At 43.6% G+C, this 20,602-nt stretch carries 12 protein-coding genes; 11 read left to right on the forward strand and 1 reads right to left on the reverse strand.

Annotation, left to right across the window (positions count from 1 at the left end; all coding sequences use genetic code 11):
* Positions 1-27 precede the first annotated feature (27 nt).
* Complete coding sequence (locus tag IE130_RS01495; RefSeq protein WP_189582457.1) at positions 28-5,022, forward strand: translocation/assembly module TamB domain-containing protein; 4,995 nt, start codon at positions 28-30, stop codon at positions 5,020-5,022.
* A 140-nt stretch (positions 5,023-5,162) separates the two neighbouring features.
* Here the strand turns inward: IE130_RS01495 and hemP are convergent, their stop codons facing one another.
* Positions 5,163-5,321: a hemin uptake protein HemP gene (gene hemP / locus IE130_RS01500; RefSeq protein ID WP_227672156.1), complete on the reverse strand. Its 159-nt coding sequence runs from the start codon at positions 5,319-5,321 to the stop codon at positions 5,163-5,165.
* Between the two features lie 273 nt (positions 5,322-5,594).
* Between hemP and IE130_RS01505 the strand changes: the two genes are divergently transcribed.
* From IE130_RS01505 to IE130_RS01550, 10 genes are all read left to right on the forward strand, one after another.
* Complete coding sequence (locus tag IE130_RS01505) at positions 5,595-6,677, forward strand: NUDIX domain-containing protein (RefSeq protein ID WP_189580660.1); 1,083 nt, start codon at positions 5,595-5,597, stop codon at positions 6,675-6,677.
* Between the two features lie 444 nt (positions 6,678-7,121).
* On the forward strand, positions 7,122-8,351 hold the full coding sequence (locus IE130_RS01510) for a lipocalin family protein (protein WP_189580663.1): 1,230 nt from the start codon (positions 7,122-7,124) through the stop codon (positions 8,349-8,351).
* A gap of 275 nt (positions 8,352-8,626) precedes the next feature.
* Positions 8,627-10,069, forward strand: coding sequence for a glyceraldehyde-3-phosphate dehydrogenase (locus IE130_RS01515; RefSeq protein ID WP_189580666.1), 1,443 nt, complete (start codon positions 8,627-8,629; stop codon positions 10,067-10,069).
* 298 nt (positions 10,070-10,367) lie between these two features.
* Complete coding sequence (cgtA, locus tag IE130_RS01520; protein WP_010200157.1) at positions 10,368-11,579, forward strand: Obg family GTPase CgtA; 1,212 nt, start codon at positions 10,368-10,370, stop codon at positions 11,577-11,579.
* A 68-nt stretch (positions 11,580-11,647) separates the two neighbouring features.
* Positions 11,648-12,820, forward strand: a complete 1,173-nt coding sequence (gene proB / locus IE130_RS01525) for a glutamate 5-kinase (protein ID WP_189580669.1) — start codon at positions 11,648-11,650, stop codon at positions 12,818-12,820.
* Positions 12,821-13,307: 487 nt separating this feature from the next.
* Positions 13,308-14,444 (forward strand): uroporphyrinogen decarboxylase, encoded by a 1,137-nt coding sequence (gene hemE, locus IE130_RS01530; protein WP_189580672.1) that lies wholly within the window; start codon positions 13,308-13,310, stop codon positions 14,442-14,444.
* 150 nt (positions 14,445-14,594) lie between these two features.
* Complete coding sequence (gene argC, locus IE130_RS01535; protein ID WP_189580674.1) at positions 14,595-15,662, forward strand: N-acetyl-gamma-glutamyl-phosphate reductase; 1,068 nt, start codon at positions 14,595-14,597, stop codon at positions 15,660-15,662.
* Positions 15,663-15,836: 174 nt separating this feature from the next.
* Entirely contained in the window at positions 15,837-16,712 is an 876-nt protein-coding gene (locus tag IE130_RS01540; RefSeq protein ID WP_189580677.1) for a hypothetical protein, read from the forward strand.
* A 199-nt stretch (positions 16,713-16,911) separates the two neighbouring features.
* On the forward strand, positions 16,912-17,307 hold the full coding sequence (locus tag IE130_RS01545; protein WP_010200136.1) for an ATP-dependent Clp protease adaptor ClpS: 396 nt from the start codon (positions 16,912-16,914) through the stop codon (positions 17,305-17,307).
* A 682-nt stretch (positions 17,308-17,989) separates the two neighbouring features.
* A complete protein-coding gene (locus tag IE130_RS01550; protein ID WP_189580680.1) occupies positions 17,990-20,560 on the forward strand; it encodes an AAA family ATPase in 2,571 nt (856 codons plus the stop codon).
* Positions 20,561-20,602 lie beyond the last annotated feature (42 nt).

Raw genomic sequence — 20,602 nt, forward strand, 5'->3', positions numbered from 1 at the left:
AATCATTTTTTAACGTAGTTGAGTGTGATGTTGACCGAAAATACCCCGCCTAATGATTCATCGGATGAAGATCCGGCGCAACGAGATGCCCGTGCTGTAAGACGTTGGTATCCGCTGTCTTTTTTGCTCAAACTACTGGTGCTCATACTAATTGTGCTAGCAATTATGTTCGCCGTATTTTTTTATGCGGCTGGTACTGAATCAGGTACCAAGTTCTTATTAGAAAAGATCAGTGCCGAAACGGGTATTAAATTCAAATATGGGCGCGGTAATTTACGTGATGGTTTGTTGGTCACGGATATCGATATCGAGGCGACCGAAGACCTTGAAGTACGGGTAGATAAAGCCTATGTCAAAATAGGCTGGCGTGCAGTATTTGCAAAAGAAGTCCATCTACGGGATGCCGACATTCAACGTATTGAGATTATCAATAAAAAACCACCAACGGGTGAGGCTTTCGATTATAAAACGCTCAAGCTACCGGTGAACCTGCGTTTTGATCAAGCAAAAATAAAAACGATTGTCTATAAGCAAGTGACGAAAGACCCTATCATCGTCCATGACATTACCGCTCGTGACTTAACATGGGTTGGCAGCATGGTCACGGTAGGTCGTGGTGACTTACGCTATGCGGACATTGTCAAAGTCAGTGCTTTACAAGGTGAGATTGATCTTCAAGGTGACTATCCGTTAGATTTGAGTGCTATTGCTGAAGTGAGTGCTTTAGACAAAGCCTATATCGATCCGCTAAATATCACTGCCACAGGCAGTTTAAAGCGTACTGTCGGCAAAGTGCGTAGTCGCTATAATGATAGCGATGTCAGCGGTGATTTTGTCGTACAGGCATTGGACAAGGATTTGCCACTTCAAGCAAAACTGCAATGGGATGATATTTTGATTCCTTATGCTGAAAGCCAAAATATTCGTTTAAAAAGCGGCACGGCCACTGCCTCAGGTGTCATCTCTGAGATACGCCTGCGTATCAATACCGAATTGACTGCCAAAGATATCCCCTCAGGGCATTATCAAGGGCGGGCAGTGATTGCCAATAGCCAACTGCGCATTGATCGTTTGGATGCTCAGGTTCCAGCTGGAAACTTAATATTACAAGGTATTTTAGATTGGAAAGATAGCTTCGATGCAAAAGTACGAGTGACCGGTAGCAACTTCGATATTCGCCGTGTTATTCCTGACGACTATGCCGATTTCAAAGCCTATGCCCCGCAAAAACTAAACGGTCGACTATCGCTACATTATCAACAACAGAACAGCGCGGGTAACTTAGAAGTTGACGCAGATTTCCGTCAGCGTGATGGCGAGCATATTAATGCCAATATTACCCAAGGTAAGACCTCTGCGAAGATCAAACAGGCAGCGCCTTTATATATCGATGCCACTTGGCAAAATCTGACCCGTCGTAACGTCCCTAACATCGGTAATATCGATAGTCCAAGCGGTCAAGCGGATGTCATCGTGCGCGGTTCGACCCTCTCTATCGATGCCAATGCGGTGATCAATGAGCTGAATGCCGCTCCCAAAGGCAACTACGATGTACGTGTCCGAAAAGTGGGTAACGTTATCGATATTAATCGCCTTAATTATGATGGCGTCGTCGGTGACCTATCGGGTACAGGGCAGATCCAACTGGCGAGCAAGCAGCGCCCATTGACGTGGCAAATTGATGCCCGTACCAATGGCTTATTGCCCAAAGAGTATCGTAGTGACTTACCGCTTGAGCGTCTGACGGGCAGCATTAATGCCAGTGGTCGCTTAGTGAATATCACCAAAAGCGGGGTCAAGGGTCAGCGTCATATTATTAATTTAAACAATACCGATTTGCAGGCGCAGCTTGATGCCACGCAAGACGGTCGTGCTATCGGCATCACTGGTGGCGGTGATGCCAAAGTCGATATCGTTGGTGGCGAGCTGTCTATGTTCGATGCGCGTTTTGATGGGCAGGTTGATACTGCGGATGTGCCAAAGGGCCGTCTGTCTATTGATGCGGCAGGCACACCAAGGCTGATCAGTATTCGCAAGCTCAATTACAAGGGTGAGGCTGGCGCAGTGAATGCAAAAGGTGTCATCGATTTGCGTAAAAATATTGGTTGGACAGTGGATGGTCGCTTTGATAACTTCAATTTGGGTTATTTTTTACCCAATAATCCCGCCATTATTACTGGTGATCTAAAAACCAATGGTGAGTGGCAAACTGCATCCAAGAACAACGCGAATGCTAAAGGTAAATTGAATCGCTTTGCAGTAAATTTTAACGGTGTATTAGATGCCGAGCAATTACCAGCAGGCAAACTCACCATTGATGCCAGTGGCGATGCTCAACTCATTCGTATCAAACGCTTCCGTCATGTCGGCGCTGCAGGTAGTATCGATGCTAGCGGCACTGTCGATGTACGTAAAGGTATCGCTTGGGATATTAAGGCGGTAATGAATCGCTTTAATTTAGGTTATTTCCTCAAGAGTACGCCAAGCGCTATCACTGGTACTATAGATACCGACGGTCGCTGGAGTGACACCCAGCAAACCATTAATATCAAACAAATCAACTTGACCGGCATGTTAAAAGGTCAGCCGCTTAGTGCAAAAGGCAGCTTAGCCGCGAAAATGCGTCTGCCAAAAGACTTGGCGAGTTACTTTAAGCGTCTGCAAACGCAAGATGCACAAGCACAATATAAGCAAGTGAACGCCTTAATCGACAGTTTAAATGCCAATAACCTCGTCTTACGTTGGGGTGATAACTACATCACTGCTAATGGCAATGCCAAGCAATTACAAACCAAGATTAATATCACCAGTCTTGATCAGCTCTCCAATAAGCTGACCGGTAAAGTGACCGGCGGTGCGACCTTATCGCAACCTGCTGGACAAGCCTTGCCCACTATTTATATTGATTTGGTCGGTGAGCGTATTGCGCTCCCAGGTTTTATATTGCGTCAAGGTCGTATTCGCGGCAAAATCGTCAACTTAGCAAATAGCCCAAGTCAGCTGATTGTCAGCGCTGAAGGTTTAGATGCTGCGGGACAAAGTTTTAAAAGCGTTAATGCGTCTTTTAATGGTACTGAAAAGTCGCACGTGGTCGATCTAAACGTCGCGAATGAGCAACTTGATATTGCGGCAAGACTCAAAGGTGGCTTTAATCGCGACACACTCAGTTGGTCTGGGGTGATTGGTAAAGGTCGCGTCAAGTCTAGATATGCCACGTTGAACCAACTACAGCCAGCGCAATTAATCGTCAATTTGCCCAACAATCAGAATGGCAATAACCGTGAGCTTAAAGTGCAACTTGCCGCACACTGTTGGCAGGCGGCAGATCAAACTGGCAAGCTGTGTTTGCGTGAAAAATTAATCGCTTCGCCATCTGGTGGTCAGGTTGACGTAGTGCTACAAAAGCTAGATACCTCGCTATTTTCAGTATTTCTACCTAAAGATATTGATTGGCATGGTCAGATCAATGGTAAAGCGGTTGTCGGTTGGCAACGCGGTCGTCCACCGACTATTAATACCACTTTATATTCTGACAATGGCAAAATCGGCTTGCTCCAAGATGGTGATAGCGCTCCTATAAGTTTGTCATATAAGCGTGTATCACTGATTGCCTTGTCAGTACCTGAGGGTCTCAAACTGCGTACAGACATCAATACTGGTCGCGGGGCACGTGGTTATGCGGAAGTTATTGTCGATCCTTATAAAGATCCTAAACCCATCTCGGGCGCATTGGTGCTTAATGAGCTCAATTTAGCGATTTTCAAACCTTTCTTCCCCGGTATGCGCGTACTCGAAGGTAATATCACCATGGCGGGTGGTGTGGGTGGCACATTGGATAAACCACAGTTCTATGGCGATGTTAAATTGGCTAATGGTCGTATCGCGATGCTCGACCTGCCTGTCAATTTAAGAAAAGTTAATGTCGATGCTAAAATTCGTGGCACGCAAGCGACTGTTGATGGAACCTTTAATAGTGGTACGGGCAGCGGCACGCTAACCGGAACGGTAAACTGGCAGCAAAAACTACAAGCCAAACTGAGTATCGCTGGTGAGCGTCTAGTACTGACCCAGCCACCATTGCTATTGGCTGAGATTAATCCTGATATCGATATCATCGTGCGTCCAGGCGACCGTTACGTCAATATTACAGGTGCTATCAGTGTGCCGTCGGCGACCATTCGTCCGCCAGAAGCCAGTGAAGACATCATTACGCAAACTGAAGATGTGGTCGTCCTTGATCGTCGTCTTATTGGTAATATCGACGAAGTTTTGGCTATCTCAAAACCTTGGTCGATCAATGCCGATATTGGCGTAGATTTAGGGGATGACATTAATTTCCGTGGATTTGGTGCCGTTATTCCTTTGGCAGGTGCTATCAATATCACTCAAAACGGCACGGGTATTATGCGCGCCACAGGGGTGGTACAGGTATCACGTCGTACCAATATCAATGCCTTTGGTCAGAGTTTAGAGCTTAACTATGGTCAGGTACGCTTCAATGGGGATGTCATGAAGCCTAACTTGAGTATTGAGGCCGCCAAAACCATTAGTGGAAAAACAGTTGGCGTGCGCGTTAAAGGCAGTACTGAGAGCCCAAATATTATTGTCTTTAACAATGCTGGTCTTACTCAGCAGCAAGCAATGAATGCCTTGGTAACGGGTCGTATCGATAATAAGAGCGCCACACAAATCAGTGAGCAAGGCTTCAAGTCACAAGTGACTAATAATCTAGCCGCTGCTGGCCTGAGCTTTGGGCTCAGTGGTACACGCAACTTGACCAACCAGATTGGTCAAGCTTTTGGTCTACAAAGCCTGACCGTTGATGCTTCTGGCGGTAGTGAAGACACCAACGTCAATGTCACCGGTTACGTGACCCCTGACTTATATATTCGCTACGGTGTGGGTGTCTTTAATGCGCAGAATAGCTTATCTGTCCGTTACCAATTGACCCGTCGCATTTACGTCGAGGCAACGTCAGCGGCAGAGAACGCAGTTGATGTGGTCTATAGTTGGCAGTTTTAGGTAACACTGTCATCCGTTGCTTATTCATCAATGAATTGCAATAGTGGCTCGATAGCACTTACCATATTCTACCTAATAAAACGCCATCCAATAAAAAACGCCTTCATCGAAAGGCGTTTTTTATTGAGGTTTAATTTTGACTATTTGGTCAAAATTAAGCGATTGTTGCGGGTTAAGCGTAAGCGATATTCCTCACCTTCGTGCTCAATACGTACTTCTTTGGTCAAGGCAAACAGATGCTGTGATTGTAAAGTTGGTAGACGGTTTTCGCGGCAGTTCAAGTAACGAGAGATAACCATGCTCATAGTAAATTCCTTTTGATAAAACAGTTGAGTAGTCGACATCAGAGAGTAATAATTATTAACGATAATAATTATCATTTAGATTGAGTTTTTTTGCAAGGTAATTGATAAAATAAAATGCAGTTATTATGTAAACTTATATGAATCAGTGGTGATAAAACCCATCTCAAGTGCATTTTCACCAGTCTTGTCGACCTTTTGATTCCATAGCAGACCACCATTTCAAGTTATTATCAGCAAACAATGAAATAAGCACTTAAGGACAGTATTATGCCAAACCCCTCAAAAATCCCAGCAACGAGTCATCAAAAAATTGTAAACGTCGCTGTCGCTGTTATCCATTATCAAGCACAGTATTTGCTTGGGTTCCGCGATGCGGCTCAACATCAGGGTAATCGTCATGAGTTTGTAGGTGGCAAGATTGATGCGAATGAAACCGCAAAACAGGCATTAATACGCGAAGTCGCTGAAGAAACTGGGATCGATATCCACGACAATACTGTCGTCAAACTTGGACGACTGCATCATGATTACGGGGATAAGCAAGTAAGCTTGCAGGTCTATAATATTGAGCTGACAGCGCTACAGTACGAACAGCATCGCCATCTTCGCTATGGCTTAGAAGGGCAGGCGCTAAAATGGGTCAATAAATCTGCGCTATTGGCGGGAGAGTATCACTTGCCTGCTGCCAATAAAACGATTCTTGAATGGTTGCGACTACCAACTCAGATAGCGATTACTTATCCTTTGGCACACTTTAGTGATCGGCCCAATCCAGCAGCAGAATGGTTGACTTACCATGAGGAAAAGGTAGCGCCTCATGCTTGGTTATACATTCGAGTTAAGGAGTCAGGTGTAGATAATTGCGCCAAGCAATTGATGACTTTGCGTCCAGATATTCAGGTGATTCTGCCTTTTGATCATCACATGCAATCTGTGCAAGCGGATTATCAAATCGTTGCTCATCAAGTCGTTGTTCATCAACTCTCTCAGGCTGCGCTCATGACATGGTTTAATAATGGGGAGCACATTTCTGTAGGTGAGCAGACGTTATTTAACGATCGACCATTGATAGTCAGTTGTCATGATGCGGCTAGTATTTATGCTGCCAATAAGCTTTCTAGTGCTCGTTTACAGCAGCAGCTACCACCAGTTATCGGTATTTTTCTGTCACCGTTATTAGCGACCCAAACTCACCCTGATACTGCACCATTAGGCTGGTCAGATTGGTCAACTCTGGCACAGCTGGCAGATATGCCTGTCATCGGCTTGGGTGGCTTGTCACCTGCCATGATTGAGCGAGTCGCTCAGTACGGTGGTATCAGCGTGGCAGGTATTCGTCAGTTTATTTAGCGATTTTTTTAGGTCGTATCTTTATTTTTCTCGGGTATTTGTCATAAAAGGTTCATTCAAGTAATGGATCTTCTCTATATTTATCCAGCCAGTAACTCTGTGTTTATTCTTTAGCACAAACATAGAATTACTTACAAACCGTTGCGTTTTCCTACATTGCAACACTGTTTTAATCGTAGTGCTGCCATTAAGATGAGCTATCAAATTAGAAAGTGTCCATTAGAAAGTACCCACGCTTAGAAAGTGCCCACGCTACTTTTTATAAATGACGATTTTAGTGTTTATAAGCCAACAATTGGGTCAAGCTATCTTCACTACTTCTAATAACATTTAATTTTACTCGTATTATTTTTCACATTAGCAGTGTGTTTGAGCAAGAAATTAAATGGTAATCATTTGATAATTGATCAATTTTAACTATCACCACTAATTAATGGTACCTCTATGAAAACCAATAAGTTACCTCAGTCAGCATGGTCTGATTCACAGGCAGCCGGTTCTCAAGCGCAGCAACTCAGCCAATCAAAGGCTCGTTATCCTCATGATAGTGGGCAACATGCCAATAGTGCTAGCAACGATGCTAGCTATGACAGTTATGACGATGAACGTTCAGACCATTTGGCAAGAGATACGTCTCTGCAAGACAGCTATTTTGGATACAAGAGTATCGACAAAAGCCTTACACAGTCAAAAGAGTTTGCTATGATTGAAAACGGCAGTACCGGCAGTAACGATCCAAAAAACAGTGATCCAGAAGATTCTGACACAGCCAATGGCTACAAAAAAGTCAGTGGCTCTCAAAAAATCAGCGGCTATAAAAAAACCAGTGGCTATAAAAAAGTGCAGAAGAAACAAGCACAAAAAATCAGTGAATTAGACGCATTTAAGTCAGAAGATTACGCTGATACTTCAAAAGAAAAACCCCAAAAAACCGATGATTTATCATTGACTACTACTTCATACAAAAAAATACCGGAGCGCATATTCATGAACGGGCTTATCAAGCATACCGGCATTGCCTTAGCGATTATTATACCGTTGGCAGCGTTTTCGGCATATGCCGCACCGTTGCCGGCTACAATGTCTGCCAATAAAACCTCTGCTACGGCGACGACTGATAAAGCGACAACAGAGACATTGTCGGTGAAGCCTAGCAGTATCATGCATAGTTCTGCCAATGTACCGACGACCGTCGATAGTGTGGATCTCAAACAATATGCAGGTACGTGGTATGAGATAGGTCGATTGCCGATGTATTTTCAGCGCAATTGTGCCAGTGATGTCACTGCTAATTACACCGAAAAAACAGATGGCTCAGGAATTATAGTCACTAATAAGTGTCAGGCTGAAGATGGTTCAGGCATTGTAGCTGAGGGGTTGGCAAAACCTGCTGACGATACGGGTAGCAAATTGAAAGTCACGTTCTTGCCCTCATGGATTCGCTGGCTGCCAGTTGGTCGCGCTGATTATTGGGTGTTGGCACGGGATCCGGATTACAAGACAGCTTTGGTCGGTACACCCGATAAAGGTAGTCTATGGTTGTTGGCACGGTCGCCCAATATCAGTCAGGAAACTTACGCAAAGTATCGCCAAATTGCCCAACAACAAGGGTATGATTTAAAAGAATTTAAACTGACAGCGCACAGTAATCAAACGGTTACTCTGGTGCCATAACCGTCTAAAATATTTGTGTTTATCAAAAGGTAGCGTAATAAGCTGCCTTTGTTTTTATAATCTATTAAATATACCCTCAAAACGCGTTATAAGTGCTTGCTGATCGGTTAGCACTGGCAAAATAGAGCGTTTTAAGCTAAAATCTAGGCGACCTAAACACTCTGATGAAAATGATTGACATGAATGTTATTCTGTCATTTTATTTGAGTAGCTACTTAGACTAAATTTAATCTATCTGTTTGATACTTTTTCATAATACTTTACTGATCATAAGGATGTTTCTCGTGAGCAATGCTGATACCTTACGCCAACTACATCAAGAGCACTTGAGCAATTACAACAACCAAGAGCAACAAGCGATCGAGCTTATGGGGCTATTGAATAAGCTCTATAATGAGCAAGATGTACAAGTAACATTGTTCGGCGAAACGCTAGGTACTACCTCAGTTGGTCAGATATTAGCACTACACCAAAAAGTAGCACTGCGCGACCATGGTGCTAAGTCTATTGATATCGCTGACACGTTAGCAATGGTAAAAGTCATCGCAGAGAGCAAAGACATTCAAGCTGCTCGTATTGATGTTGGTCAATTGATTGCTAATGACACTGACGTACAAGCTGCACTAAAATCTGTCAATAATGCAGGTGCCGTCAATGGCGCGACGGATGTTGTATTGTATGGTTTTGGCCGTATTGGTCGTATTTTGACCCGTTTGTTACTGTCACAAGCGTCAAGCGCAAAAGGTTTGCAACTAAAAGCCATCGTTGTACGTCCAGCTGCTGCTGGTGATTTGGCTAAGCGTATTTCATTGCTTGAGCGTGACTCGATTCATGGTAGATTTTTGGGTGGCATTAGTATCGATGATGACAATAACGGCATGGTTATCAACGGTCGTTTTGTGCAAGTGATTTATGCTAAAGACCCTAGTGAAATCGATTACAATGCTTATGGTATCGACAACGCTTTGGTCATCGATAATACAGGTATCTGGAAAGATGAAGCAGGCCTTGGCAAGCATCTACAATCTACTGGTGTGAAAAAAGTTCTGTTAACTGCACCTGCTGGTGGTGATATTAAAAACGTCGTTTATGGTGTGAATAATAATACTATTGGCGACGATACGATCGTGAGTGCTGCTAGCTGTACGACCAATGCTATTACCCCAACGCTTAATGTATTGAACGATGAGTATGGCATCGAAAACGGTCACGTAGAGACCATCCATTCATTCACCAATGATCAAAACTTAGTCGATAATTATCACAAAGCAGATCGCCGTGGTCGCAGTGCAGTTATGAACATGGTGATTACCAGCACTGGCGCAGCAAAAGCAGTTGGCAAAGCATTGCCAGAACTAAGTGGTAAATTAACGGGTAATGCTATCCGTGTACCAACGCCGAATGTCAGTTTAGCTATTTTGAATCTGAACCTTAAAACAGCACCAAAAAGCGCTGATGCGTTAAATGAATTTTTGCGCAAGATGGCTAACAGCAGCACTTGGCAGTCGCAAATTGCTTATACTGACTCTACAGAAGCTGTATCAACGGATTTTGTTGGCACGACTCATGTAGGTATCATCGATGCTCAAGCAACTATTTTGACGGATAATCATGCCATTGTTTACATTTGGTATGACAATGAAGTCGGCTATAGTACGCAAGTATTGCGTTTGGCGACGCAAATGGCTGGAATCAGCTACACTCAGATTCCAGCATAAAAAGTCTAAGGTGATATCATTTATGCGGTAGTACCTTGCAATCCGTATAGATTCGTCGGTTTTTAGATGCGCTAGTTTTTAGATGCAGTACTTAAGCACCCGATAGTCCGATTGGTTATCGGGTGTTATTGTCATAATGACTACCAAGGGCGGCTTCACACACGGGTCGCAAATATTTTTTAAATTAGTTTTTAAAATTATTGGTTTTTATAACCACACAAACACATAGCTATACCCTAAAATACAGTCGCTGACTGTAACCAGTTGATAAACTGGATGGTAAATTAAGGAACGTAAGATGCGATTTATTGATGAAGCCGTCGTAACGGTAAAAGCAGGTGACGGTGGTAACGGAATCGCCAGTTTTCGCCGAGAAAAGTATGTCCCACGTGGTGGACCTGATGGTGGAGATGGTGGCAAGGGCGGAGATATTTACGTCATTGCAGAGGATAACACCAACACCCTAGTGGACTATCGTTACACCCGTCGTCACGATGCTATGCGAGCAGAGAATGGCCACAGTAGAAACTGTTCAGGCAAGGGCTCCGATGATTTGTTTTTACCAGTACCTATCGGTACCACAGTAGTTGATACCGAAACTGACGAAGTGTTGGGTGACTTGGTTGAACTTGATCAGACGTTACTGATTGCCAAAGGTGGCGATGGTGGTTTGGGTAATACCCATTTCAAAAGCTCGACCAACCAAGCACCACGTAAGGCTACGTCTGGTTTTGAAGGTGAGTTAAAAGTTCTTAAATTTGAGCTAAAAGTTGTGGCTGATGTTGGCTTGATTGGTTTGCCTAATGCTGGTAAATCTACCTTTATTCGTCAAGTCTCTGCTGCTAGACCAAAAGTTGCTGACTATCCGTTTACCACTCTCGTTCCGAATCTAGGTGTGGTTGATATCGGTCGTCATCGCTCATTTGTGATGGCAGATATTCCAGGTTTGATCGAAGGTGCTTCAGAAGGTGCTGGACTTGGCATTCGTTTCTTAAAACATGTGGCTCGTACTCGTCGTCTGTTACATGTGGTTGATGTAAAGCCAATTGATGGCAGCGATCCGGTAGCCAACGCTTGTGTTATCTTGAATGAACTTGAGCGTTTTTCGCCTGAGTTATCCAACTTGCCCCAGATTTTGATATTAAACAAAATTGATCAGGTGCCTGACGAAGAGTTAGATGAGCTTTGTACTCATATTGTCGCCGAGCTTGAGTGGACAGGCGATGTATTTCGCACGTCAACTTTAATGGGCGAAGGGACTGATGCAGTTAAATATCATTTAATGAATGAGATTGAGCGTGAGCGTGAGCGTGAACTAGAAGATCCTATCTTCGCTGAAGCACAAAAAGCGCGTTTTGAGCGTTTAGAAGCAGAAGTGCGTCTCAATACTGAAGCCCAGCGTGAAGCATATCGTGCGGCTCGCAAAGCGGCGCGTGAAGGCACAGACTTAGTCAACGAAGACGAACTGGATGACGATGACGATGGTGTTGAAGTCGTATACGTTCCCTAAGTTATTTCGTTTGAGCTGATTTTTAAATTAACCCCCGTAATTAATCCATAAAAGAAACAGGAGTTTATATGGCAGGTGACATAGAAAACACGACCGAAGAGGCAAGGTTTATTAAGCAAACTCGCAACTTTGATATTCAGCGCGTTATTGTCAAGATTGGTTCATCGTTATTAACCAATAACGGTCGAGGGCTAGATCGTACTGCCATATATGAGTGGGCAAAACAGATTGCTAAGCTGCACAAAAAAGGTGTGGAGGTGCTACTGGTATCGTCAGGTGCCGTTGCTGAAGGTGTGGTACGTATGAACCTTGAGGAGCGCCCTAAGAAACTAGCTGCACTACAGGCCTGCGCTTCTATTGGCCAAATGGGTCTGATTGAGACGTGGTGGTCAGCATTGATCCAACATGGTATTCAAAGCTCACAGTTACTACTGACTCATGATGATTTGTCCAACCGTAGCCGTTACCTTAATACGACGGGTGCGCTGACGCAATTACTAGAATGGCGCGTACTACCTGTCATTAATGAAAACGATACCATCACTATTGATGAGATCAAATTTGGTGATAATGACACGTTAGGTGCAATGGCAGCAGCGATGGTCAATGCTGACTTGTATATTATCCTAACCGATCAAGACGGTGTGTTTACTGATAACCCACGTGACAACCCTGATGCCAAAATGATTCGTCAAGAGCGGGCGATGGCTGATTACTTGTTTGATATCGCAGGGGATGGTGGCAAGCTCGGACGCGGTGGTATGTTGACCAAAATCCGTGCTGGTCGTCTTGCAGCGATGGGTGGGTGTCCAACCGTTATCGTGAGCGGTGCTATTGATGATGTTATCACTCGTGTCGTTTCAGGTGAGGCAGTGGGTACATTACTGACTACCAACGAAGAAGACAAAATCATTGCTCGCAAACAATGGCTTGCAGCGCATCTGCGCATGTCAGGTAGCTTGATTGTCGATGCTGGTGCAGCTAGAGCGCTGACTGAACACAATAGAAGCTTGCTGCCAGTTGGGGTCGTAGAAGTGCGCGGCGGTTTTGACGAAGGCGATGTGGTAGAGATTATTGATCAAGATACAAACGAACGTATAGCCGTCGGGCAAGTGAATTTTTCATCGCATGATGCGCGACGTGTGGCTCGTGAGCGTACCGAAAGCTTTGATAAAATTTTCGGTAGTAATGAAGAGCGCGTTGTCATGGTACATCGTGACAACTTAGCATTGACGGTATAGTCAATCCTATATAAATTGGATACGGTGTCAGCCTTGCTTAGTCTACTATTTATAGCACTTTTTATAGCACTTTCGCTCCACTTTCTTATATCCAAATTATATTGAACCAACTATATAATTTGGATATGGCCTGTTTGCAGGTTCTGATGAGTCATAGTGATGTGTCGGTTGATAGCTTATATACGTCATAGCATGACTTATCAACGTTTGAAAACTGTCAACATGTAGGCATTTATCAGTATTTATTTAGGTATTTATCAGTATTTAGAAGTAACGAGCACTCAAAAATCTAAGAACCAGTATTACTTAATGATACGAGACGTTTTTGGATTGAAAGACAGCGTTGACTAAAATGTGTCTTTGAATGAAAGCTTGATTATCCAACGTGCAACGCGTTTTATATCCTTTATATTCAACTTATTTTATCCAGCACGGTATTCATTGAAAATAGTAACAATGAATACCGTGCTGCTTTGGAGATTTGTACATGAGTGCTTCAGACCATAGCAACTCGCTTCAGCAAGAATTTGCCCCTTTAAAAAACGACAGATTGCTACGCGCATTTCGTTTTGAGACGATAGATACCACCCCAGTGTGGATGATGCGTCAAGCAGGTCGTTATTTACCAGAGTACAAAGCCACCCGCGCTGAAGCAGGTGATTTTATGAGCTTGTGCCGAGATACTGACCGCGCAACTGAAGTCACTTTGCAGCCCTTACGTCGTTATGATTTGGACGCCGCTATTTTATTCAGTGATATTCTGACCATTCCTGATGCTATGGGATTGGGTTTGTATTTTGAAGCTGGAGAAGGGCCGAAGTTTAAACACCCTATTCGTACGCAAGCTGATTTAGATAGATTGCCTGTGCTTGATGTGAATGACTCTCTTGATTATGTCATGCGTGCGGTGACAAGTATTCGCAAAGCGCTTAATGGCCAAGTCCCCTTGTTTGGCTTTTCTGGCAGCCCGTGGACACTAGCGACTTATATGATTGAAGGCGGTAGCTCAAAGGATTATCGTTATACCAAAGGCTTTTTGTATAGCAATCCTGCTTTTTTGCATCAATTATTAGATAAGCTTGCTACGTCTGTTATTGACTATTTAGACGCGCAAGTCGTTGCTGGTGCTCAGGTACTACAGATTTTTGATAGCTGGGGCGGTGCGCTTGGTCATCGTCAGTTTATCGATTTTTCACACGCTTATAATAAGCGCATCGTCGCTGAGCTAAAAGTGCGTCACCCTGATATACCAGTGGTATTATTCACCAAGGGCGGCGGACTATGGCTAGATATCCAAGCGGATAGTGAAGCGGATGCCTTAGGTCTAGATTGGACGATGCCGCTTGATCGTGCGCGTCAGGCATTGACTGAGAGTCAGCGTCAATTGACTAAGCAGCATAAAAAACTACAAGCTAGCAAAGCGCTTCAAGGTAATTTGGACCCAGCAACCTTGTATGGTTCTCCTGAAACCATCCGCTCAGAAGTAAAATTAATGCTTGATGATGCCTATGCTAACGGCGAAAAAACCGGCTACGTGGCGAATTTAGGTCATGGTATTACGCAGTGGGTCAACCCTGATAATGCCAAAGCGTTTATCGATGCCGTGCATGATTATAAAATCTAGTCACTGTTTTATTTAATCACCGTTTTATTTAACTACTCTGCTATTTAGCCACTGGGGTATTTAAATGCTATGATAAATTTGACTTATAAAGTTAAAATCCAGCTATAGCGATAGCTAGCAATTACATTATTGAGTAAAAGGGGATATCTTATGATTTCAGCAGCAATCGTCGGTGGCACAGGATATACAGGTATTGAGCTGATTCGCTTACTATCCGCTCATCCTGAAGTTTCTATTGATTTGCTAACGTCACGTAGCGAAGCTGGTACACGTGCTGATGAGATATTCCCAAGCTTACGCGGTATCTCAGACATCGTCTTTAGTGACTTGGGTGATGATACACTTGCAACGTTGCAAAAATGTGATGTGGTATTTTTTGCCACGCCACACGGTGTCGCGATGAAGCAAGCGGAAGCGTTGACTCAAGCAGGTGTGCGAGTCATCGATCTAGCGGCTGATTTTCGTCTCCAGTCTTTGACAGAGTTTGAGCATTGGTATCAACAGTCGCATGCCTGCCCTGAGTTATTGAAGACAGCTGTTTATGGTCTACCTGAAGTCAATCGCCACAAGCTTGCAAACGCCTTAGTAGTAGGGAACCCTGGCTGTTATCCAACCACGGCTATTTTGGGACTAAAACCCATTATTGACGAGCAAAACAAGCAAGCAGCACGCTTGATCGATGCACGTATTGTTATTGATGCCAAATCTGGTGTTTCAGGGGCGGGACGTCAGGCAAGTTTGGCGCTTAATTATGCGGAAACGACAGACAATTTCAAAACTTATAGCGTTGCAGGTCATCGCCATTTGCCAGAGATTGAGCAAGGAGTTGCGCAGCTATTAGACAGTCAGTTTAGCCATCGCATTCGCTTTTTACCGCATTTAGTGCCAATGATTCGTGGCATGTTAAGTTCTATCCATATGGAGATGACTGAGGAAGGCGCGGCTATCGATTGGCAACAAGTATTTGAAGAGTGCTATGCGTCAGAGTTGTTTATTGATGTCATGCCAAAGGGTATTTATCCTGATACGCGCAGTGTACGTGCCAGCAACCGTCTGCGGATTGCGGTACATCAAGACAATGACCGTGCTGAACTGACGGTTATCGTGGTGCAAGATAACTTAGTAAAAGGCGCGGCAGGGCAGGCGGTACAAAATATGAATGTAATGTTTGGTCTTGATGAATCACTGGGATTGAATTTCGCGCCTATTGTTCCTTAATATTAGGGCGTGTTGAACGTTCATAAATAAGCACTGTCATGGTCGAGGGATCAAACATAACCTATTAAGTTACCTCATTTTTTTATTGTCACATCGTTCATATTGATGGTGCTAGGTATTGATTATAAATTCCGCTATAATAACCTGCCCTTACTGTTAAGAGATACTGTCTAAATGCGTGTTAAGATTGTACTACGCTTTTGCTCACAGCCAGCACGTCTATCGTGCCAAGACGCTATTTCATATAAATTGGAGCGTAGCCGACATTCTTTACAAGTCAGTAATGGCACTATCGATAGTCGGAACAGTCTCAGTGCGAGCCAAACAGGTGCTTCGACACTGGTACTGGCGCTTTTTGTCGTGGCCATATTAGCGACAGCTATCGTTGGGTTGGTATTTGGTCACAAGCTTGGCTATCAGCGCGGCTTTCATGCGATGCAAACTGAGACCAAACAAGCGATTATCAACAGCACTGAGGCAACTAACGAGCTGAAAGATCTACGTGTTAGCAATAAGATTGCCACGAGTGAAGCCGCCACTGCTAAGCAAGAGCTGGCGATAAGTTTGACGAATTTAGAAGAGTTACGCGCCACACAAAAAGAATTAACCATTGAAAACAAACAAGTTGCCCAGCTTAATGAGCTTTATACTGAGGTGATTAGTGATAATGGTGGCATGCCATTACAGATAATTGGCGCCAATATTAAGCCGTTACCCGAGAACGCTTTCGAGTATGGTTTTGATGTCGGTATGCTGAGCAAAGATGGCACTGCCAAACGTTTAACGCCAATTTTGACATTAATTGACAATGATGACTTTGTGGAAGTACCACTAGATCCTGCCAGTTATTCGATCAAAGGTATTGTACGTATTCGTGGTCGCTTCATGATGCCATCAGGCTTTAAGCCTTTACAGGCTAAACTGACTTTAAGAGCTGGTGGGCAACAAAAAGAACAGCTGTATGATTGGAGGCTTGGCGATAGGGTCGACAATATGCCGCTCTCCCTTTTAGACTTGCCAGAAGTCGATGAAAGTCCTATTGAACCTTGATTATTACTCAAATATCAATAATCACTTGAAATTTGATGGTATGAGCCAAAGCTAGTTAAACATGATGGCTACTGATAGCAGCTAAGTGGAAGCAAAGGTGCTTTGTTACATGCCAATTGTGCACCAAATAGCCTCTCTGTATAACCTCCTTTTTATTTAGAATTTACCTTATAATTATATTTTTATTATGATAAAACCTATGACTCTACAAGCTAGGCCAACCGTTTTCGATTGGCATTTTCCTAACATACCTGCACAGCGTGCTCAAGACAGTGCGCCAGAGGATGAGACGTCGCCACAAGCAGACGTGCTCGTGGCCGAGCCAGAAGTGGCAAAGCCGCCGATGTATGCGGTCGTGATGTATAATGACAATTACACGCCGATGGAATTTGTCGTCTATGTTTTACAGTCGGAATTTCGCCACAGTGTTGATTCTGCCGTTGAAGTGATGTTGACGATTCACAACAGCAGTAAAGGTATTGCTGGTATCTATCCCAAAGATATCGCTGAAACCAAAGCCAAAAAGGTAAACAGTTTGGCTCATCGCGAAGGCTATCCTTTATTGACTCAAATTGAACCACATCAGGGTGAATAGCCGCCACAACGGTTTTATTTTTTCGTAGCTTTTCACCTTGTTTGATATTATTTAATCAGCTATTTAATACTGCCACTTCCAAGAGTATATACCCGTAATATTTTTTAAAAGCCTTCTTACTAGGCAGTTCTACTATTACTTCACCGCAAATCAGCCCTCATACCTCTCCTAGGTAATCAGTCTTCTTTCTGCTTTGATCTTGATTTTTATCTCAAATAGCCTTATATACTAAACATAACGTCGTGTGATAAATGGATGTCTTGCGCTCAGTTTTTTAGCATTTCGCTATGTTCCTAATACCCTGATTATTTACGCCCTTATTTTTATAAGATCTTTTTTATTCTCAACTTCTCATTTGTGTAATTCGTTATTTTCTGACTTTCTCGTCTCCAACATCCCCTCACAAAGTATGCTTAGATACATTTTAGTATGCGTTAATAGATTGACTATGTTTGAGTATCATGTTGAGATAAAGAAAAGCGAATATGAATTATCACAATCATTGCTAGATAGGTCGAAACACTCACTAAATGATACACGGTACACTTCAATCATCGTTTGGTCGTGTCTCTTAATAACACTAACATTGCCCTTGAACAATACATCTATCGCCCTGATTTACTACCTAACTCATTCATAAAGCTATCAATTTATAAGATAGGTACAACCGTAGGAAGTCCTTATGTTAAGTCGTCATCTTGAAGTTTCTTTGCGTTTAGCAATGACACTTGCGCGCCAAAAATCGCATGAGTATCTCACTGTTGAACATTTATTGTTGGCACTGTTAGAGAACACGCATGCTGCCAACACATTAACGGCGTGCAATGCAAATGTTTCAACGCTACGTACCGAGCTCGAGGCTTATATCAATAAGCATACGCCAACGGTAGATGCAGAAACGGAGCAATCACCACAGCCAACCCAAAGCTTTGATCGCATCCTGCAACGTGCTATTTTTCATGTGCAGTCTATTGGTGGTGGTCGTTTGGTCGAAGGCTCAGATATCTTGGTATCTATGTTTTCCGAGCACGATACTTACGCTGTTTATTTACTCAAAAAACAAGGTATCAGTCGTCTTGAGCTGACCCAGTATTTATCACATGGTCAAGATAAAGATGAGCCATCAGAGCCTCGTGCTTCTACGACTGGAGAACGTCGTAGTGCTTCTGAAAAAACCAGCAAAGATCCGTTGGTTGAGTTCGCTACTAACCTAAACCAGCGTGCGGCAGAAGGTAAAACCGATCCATTAATTGGACGTACTTCTGAGATTGAGCGTGCTGCTCAAGTACTCTGTCGTCGCCGCAAAAATAACCCATTGTTGGTTGGTGAGCCAGGGGTTGGTAAAACGTCTATCGCTGAAGGTTTGGCATGGTTAATTATCAATGATAAAGCACCAAAGCCACTTAACGGCTGTGTGATTTATAGCTTAGATATTGGTTCGCTCATCGCCGGTACTAAGTACCGTGGTGATTTTGAAAAACGTATGAAATCGCTCCTTGATGCAATGAAGAAAAAGCCTAATGCCATCTTGTTTATCGATGAGATTCACATGATTATTGGTGCAGGCTCTTCAATGAGTAGCAACATGGATGTGTCTAACCTAATCAAACCGGCACTTGCCAACGGTGAGTTGCGTTGTATTGGTTCAACGACTTTTACTGAGTATCGTCAGGTGTTTGAAAAAGACCATGCACTCTCGCGTCGTTTTCAAAAAATTGATGTGAAAGAGCCAAGTGTCGATGACAGTATCGATATTTTACGGGGTCTCAAACCGCGTTACGAAGAGTTTCACAACGTTGAATATACAGATGAAGCATTGGTCACCGCTGTACAGTTATCGGCCAAGCATATTCACGAGCGCTTTTTACCTGATAAGGCAATTGATGTTATCGATGAAGCTGGTGCTTATAAGCGTTTAGGCGTGATTCCGGATACCGATGATATCGAAGCAGAAGAAAGCTTCATTGCTGATTTGGAGCAAGACTTCGATGCGCAGATTGATGCCGATGTTGAAGGTCTTGAGAGCGATATTCATAATGACGTAACCGGTGATGACGACGATAATGAAATGCAGGATGAAGCCAATACTGCAAAAGCCAATGATCGTGCTAAATCATCTAATGAGTCAAAAGCGACGAAAGCTAAGAAAAAACCACCGATGAAAATCGATGTGGCAGACATTGAAGCTATCGTGGCCAAGCTTGCGCGTATTCCGCCCAAGTCGGTATCAAGTGATGATAAGAGTATTCTTGAGCATTTAGATCGTGATCTTAAGCATTTAGTATTTGGTCAAGACGAAGCGATTGAGACCTTGGCAGATGCCATTAAATTGTCTCGTGCGGGTCTAAAAGCGCCAGATAAGCCAATTGGTTCATTTATGTTTGCCGGTCCGACAGGGGTTGGTAAGACAGAAGTATCGCGTCAGTTGGCAAAATTATTAGGCGTAGAATTGGTGCGCTTCGATATGTCAGAATATATGGAAGCCCATACCGCATCACGTCTGATTGGTGCGCCTCCCGGCTATGTCGGTTTTGATCAAGGTGGACTGCTTACTGAAAAAATCAATCAGCATCCGCATTGTGTTTTATTGCTTGATGAGATTGAAAAAGCGCATCCTGATGTATTCAACTTGTTATTACAAGTGATGGATCATGGTACGTTGACGGATAATAACGGTCGTGTCGCTATCTTTAAGCAAGTGATTGTCATTATGACCACCAACGTGGGTGCTGATAGTATTAGTCGCTCTTCGATGGGCTTTACCCAGCAAGATCATAGCCGTGATAATACAGAATCGCTTAAACGTGTTTTCACCCCTGAATTCCGCAACCGCTTAGATGCAACCATTCAGTTCAATTCACTAGATACATCAGTGGTGGTGTCAGTGGTCGATAAATTCTTGGTCGAGCTACAAGTACAGCTTGATGATAAGCAAGTCACGCTAGAGATTGATGATGAAGTACGTGATTACTTGGCTGTAAAAGGATATGACCGTTTGATGGGTGCGCGTCCGATGCAGCGTCTGATTCAAGACGAAATCAAAAAACCATTGGCAAGTATGATTTTGTTTGGAGATTTGGTTAACGGTGGGGTTGTTCATCTTACCTTAGAGCCTGAAGCGGGCGATGAGCAAGATGGCGCTACTATGAAACTGGATAAGGTATCGGATAAAGGTTCAGCGAATAGTCGGATTATCTTAACAGTCGTTGAGACCCATGAGCCGCGCTCAGACTCTGAATCATTGGCCAGCTAAACGGTTTTACATTAGCTTTATAAAAACGGCTACCATATCTCT

The organism is Psychrobacter glaciei, from assembly GCF_014652895.1.
Classification (GTDB): Bacteria; Pseudomonadota; Gammaproteobacteria; order Pseudomonadales; family Moraxellaceae; genus Psychrobacter; species Psychrobacter glaciei.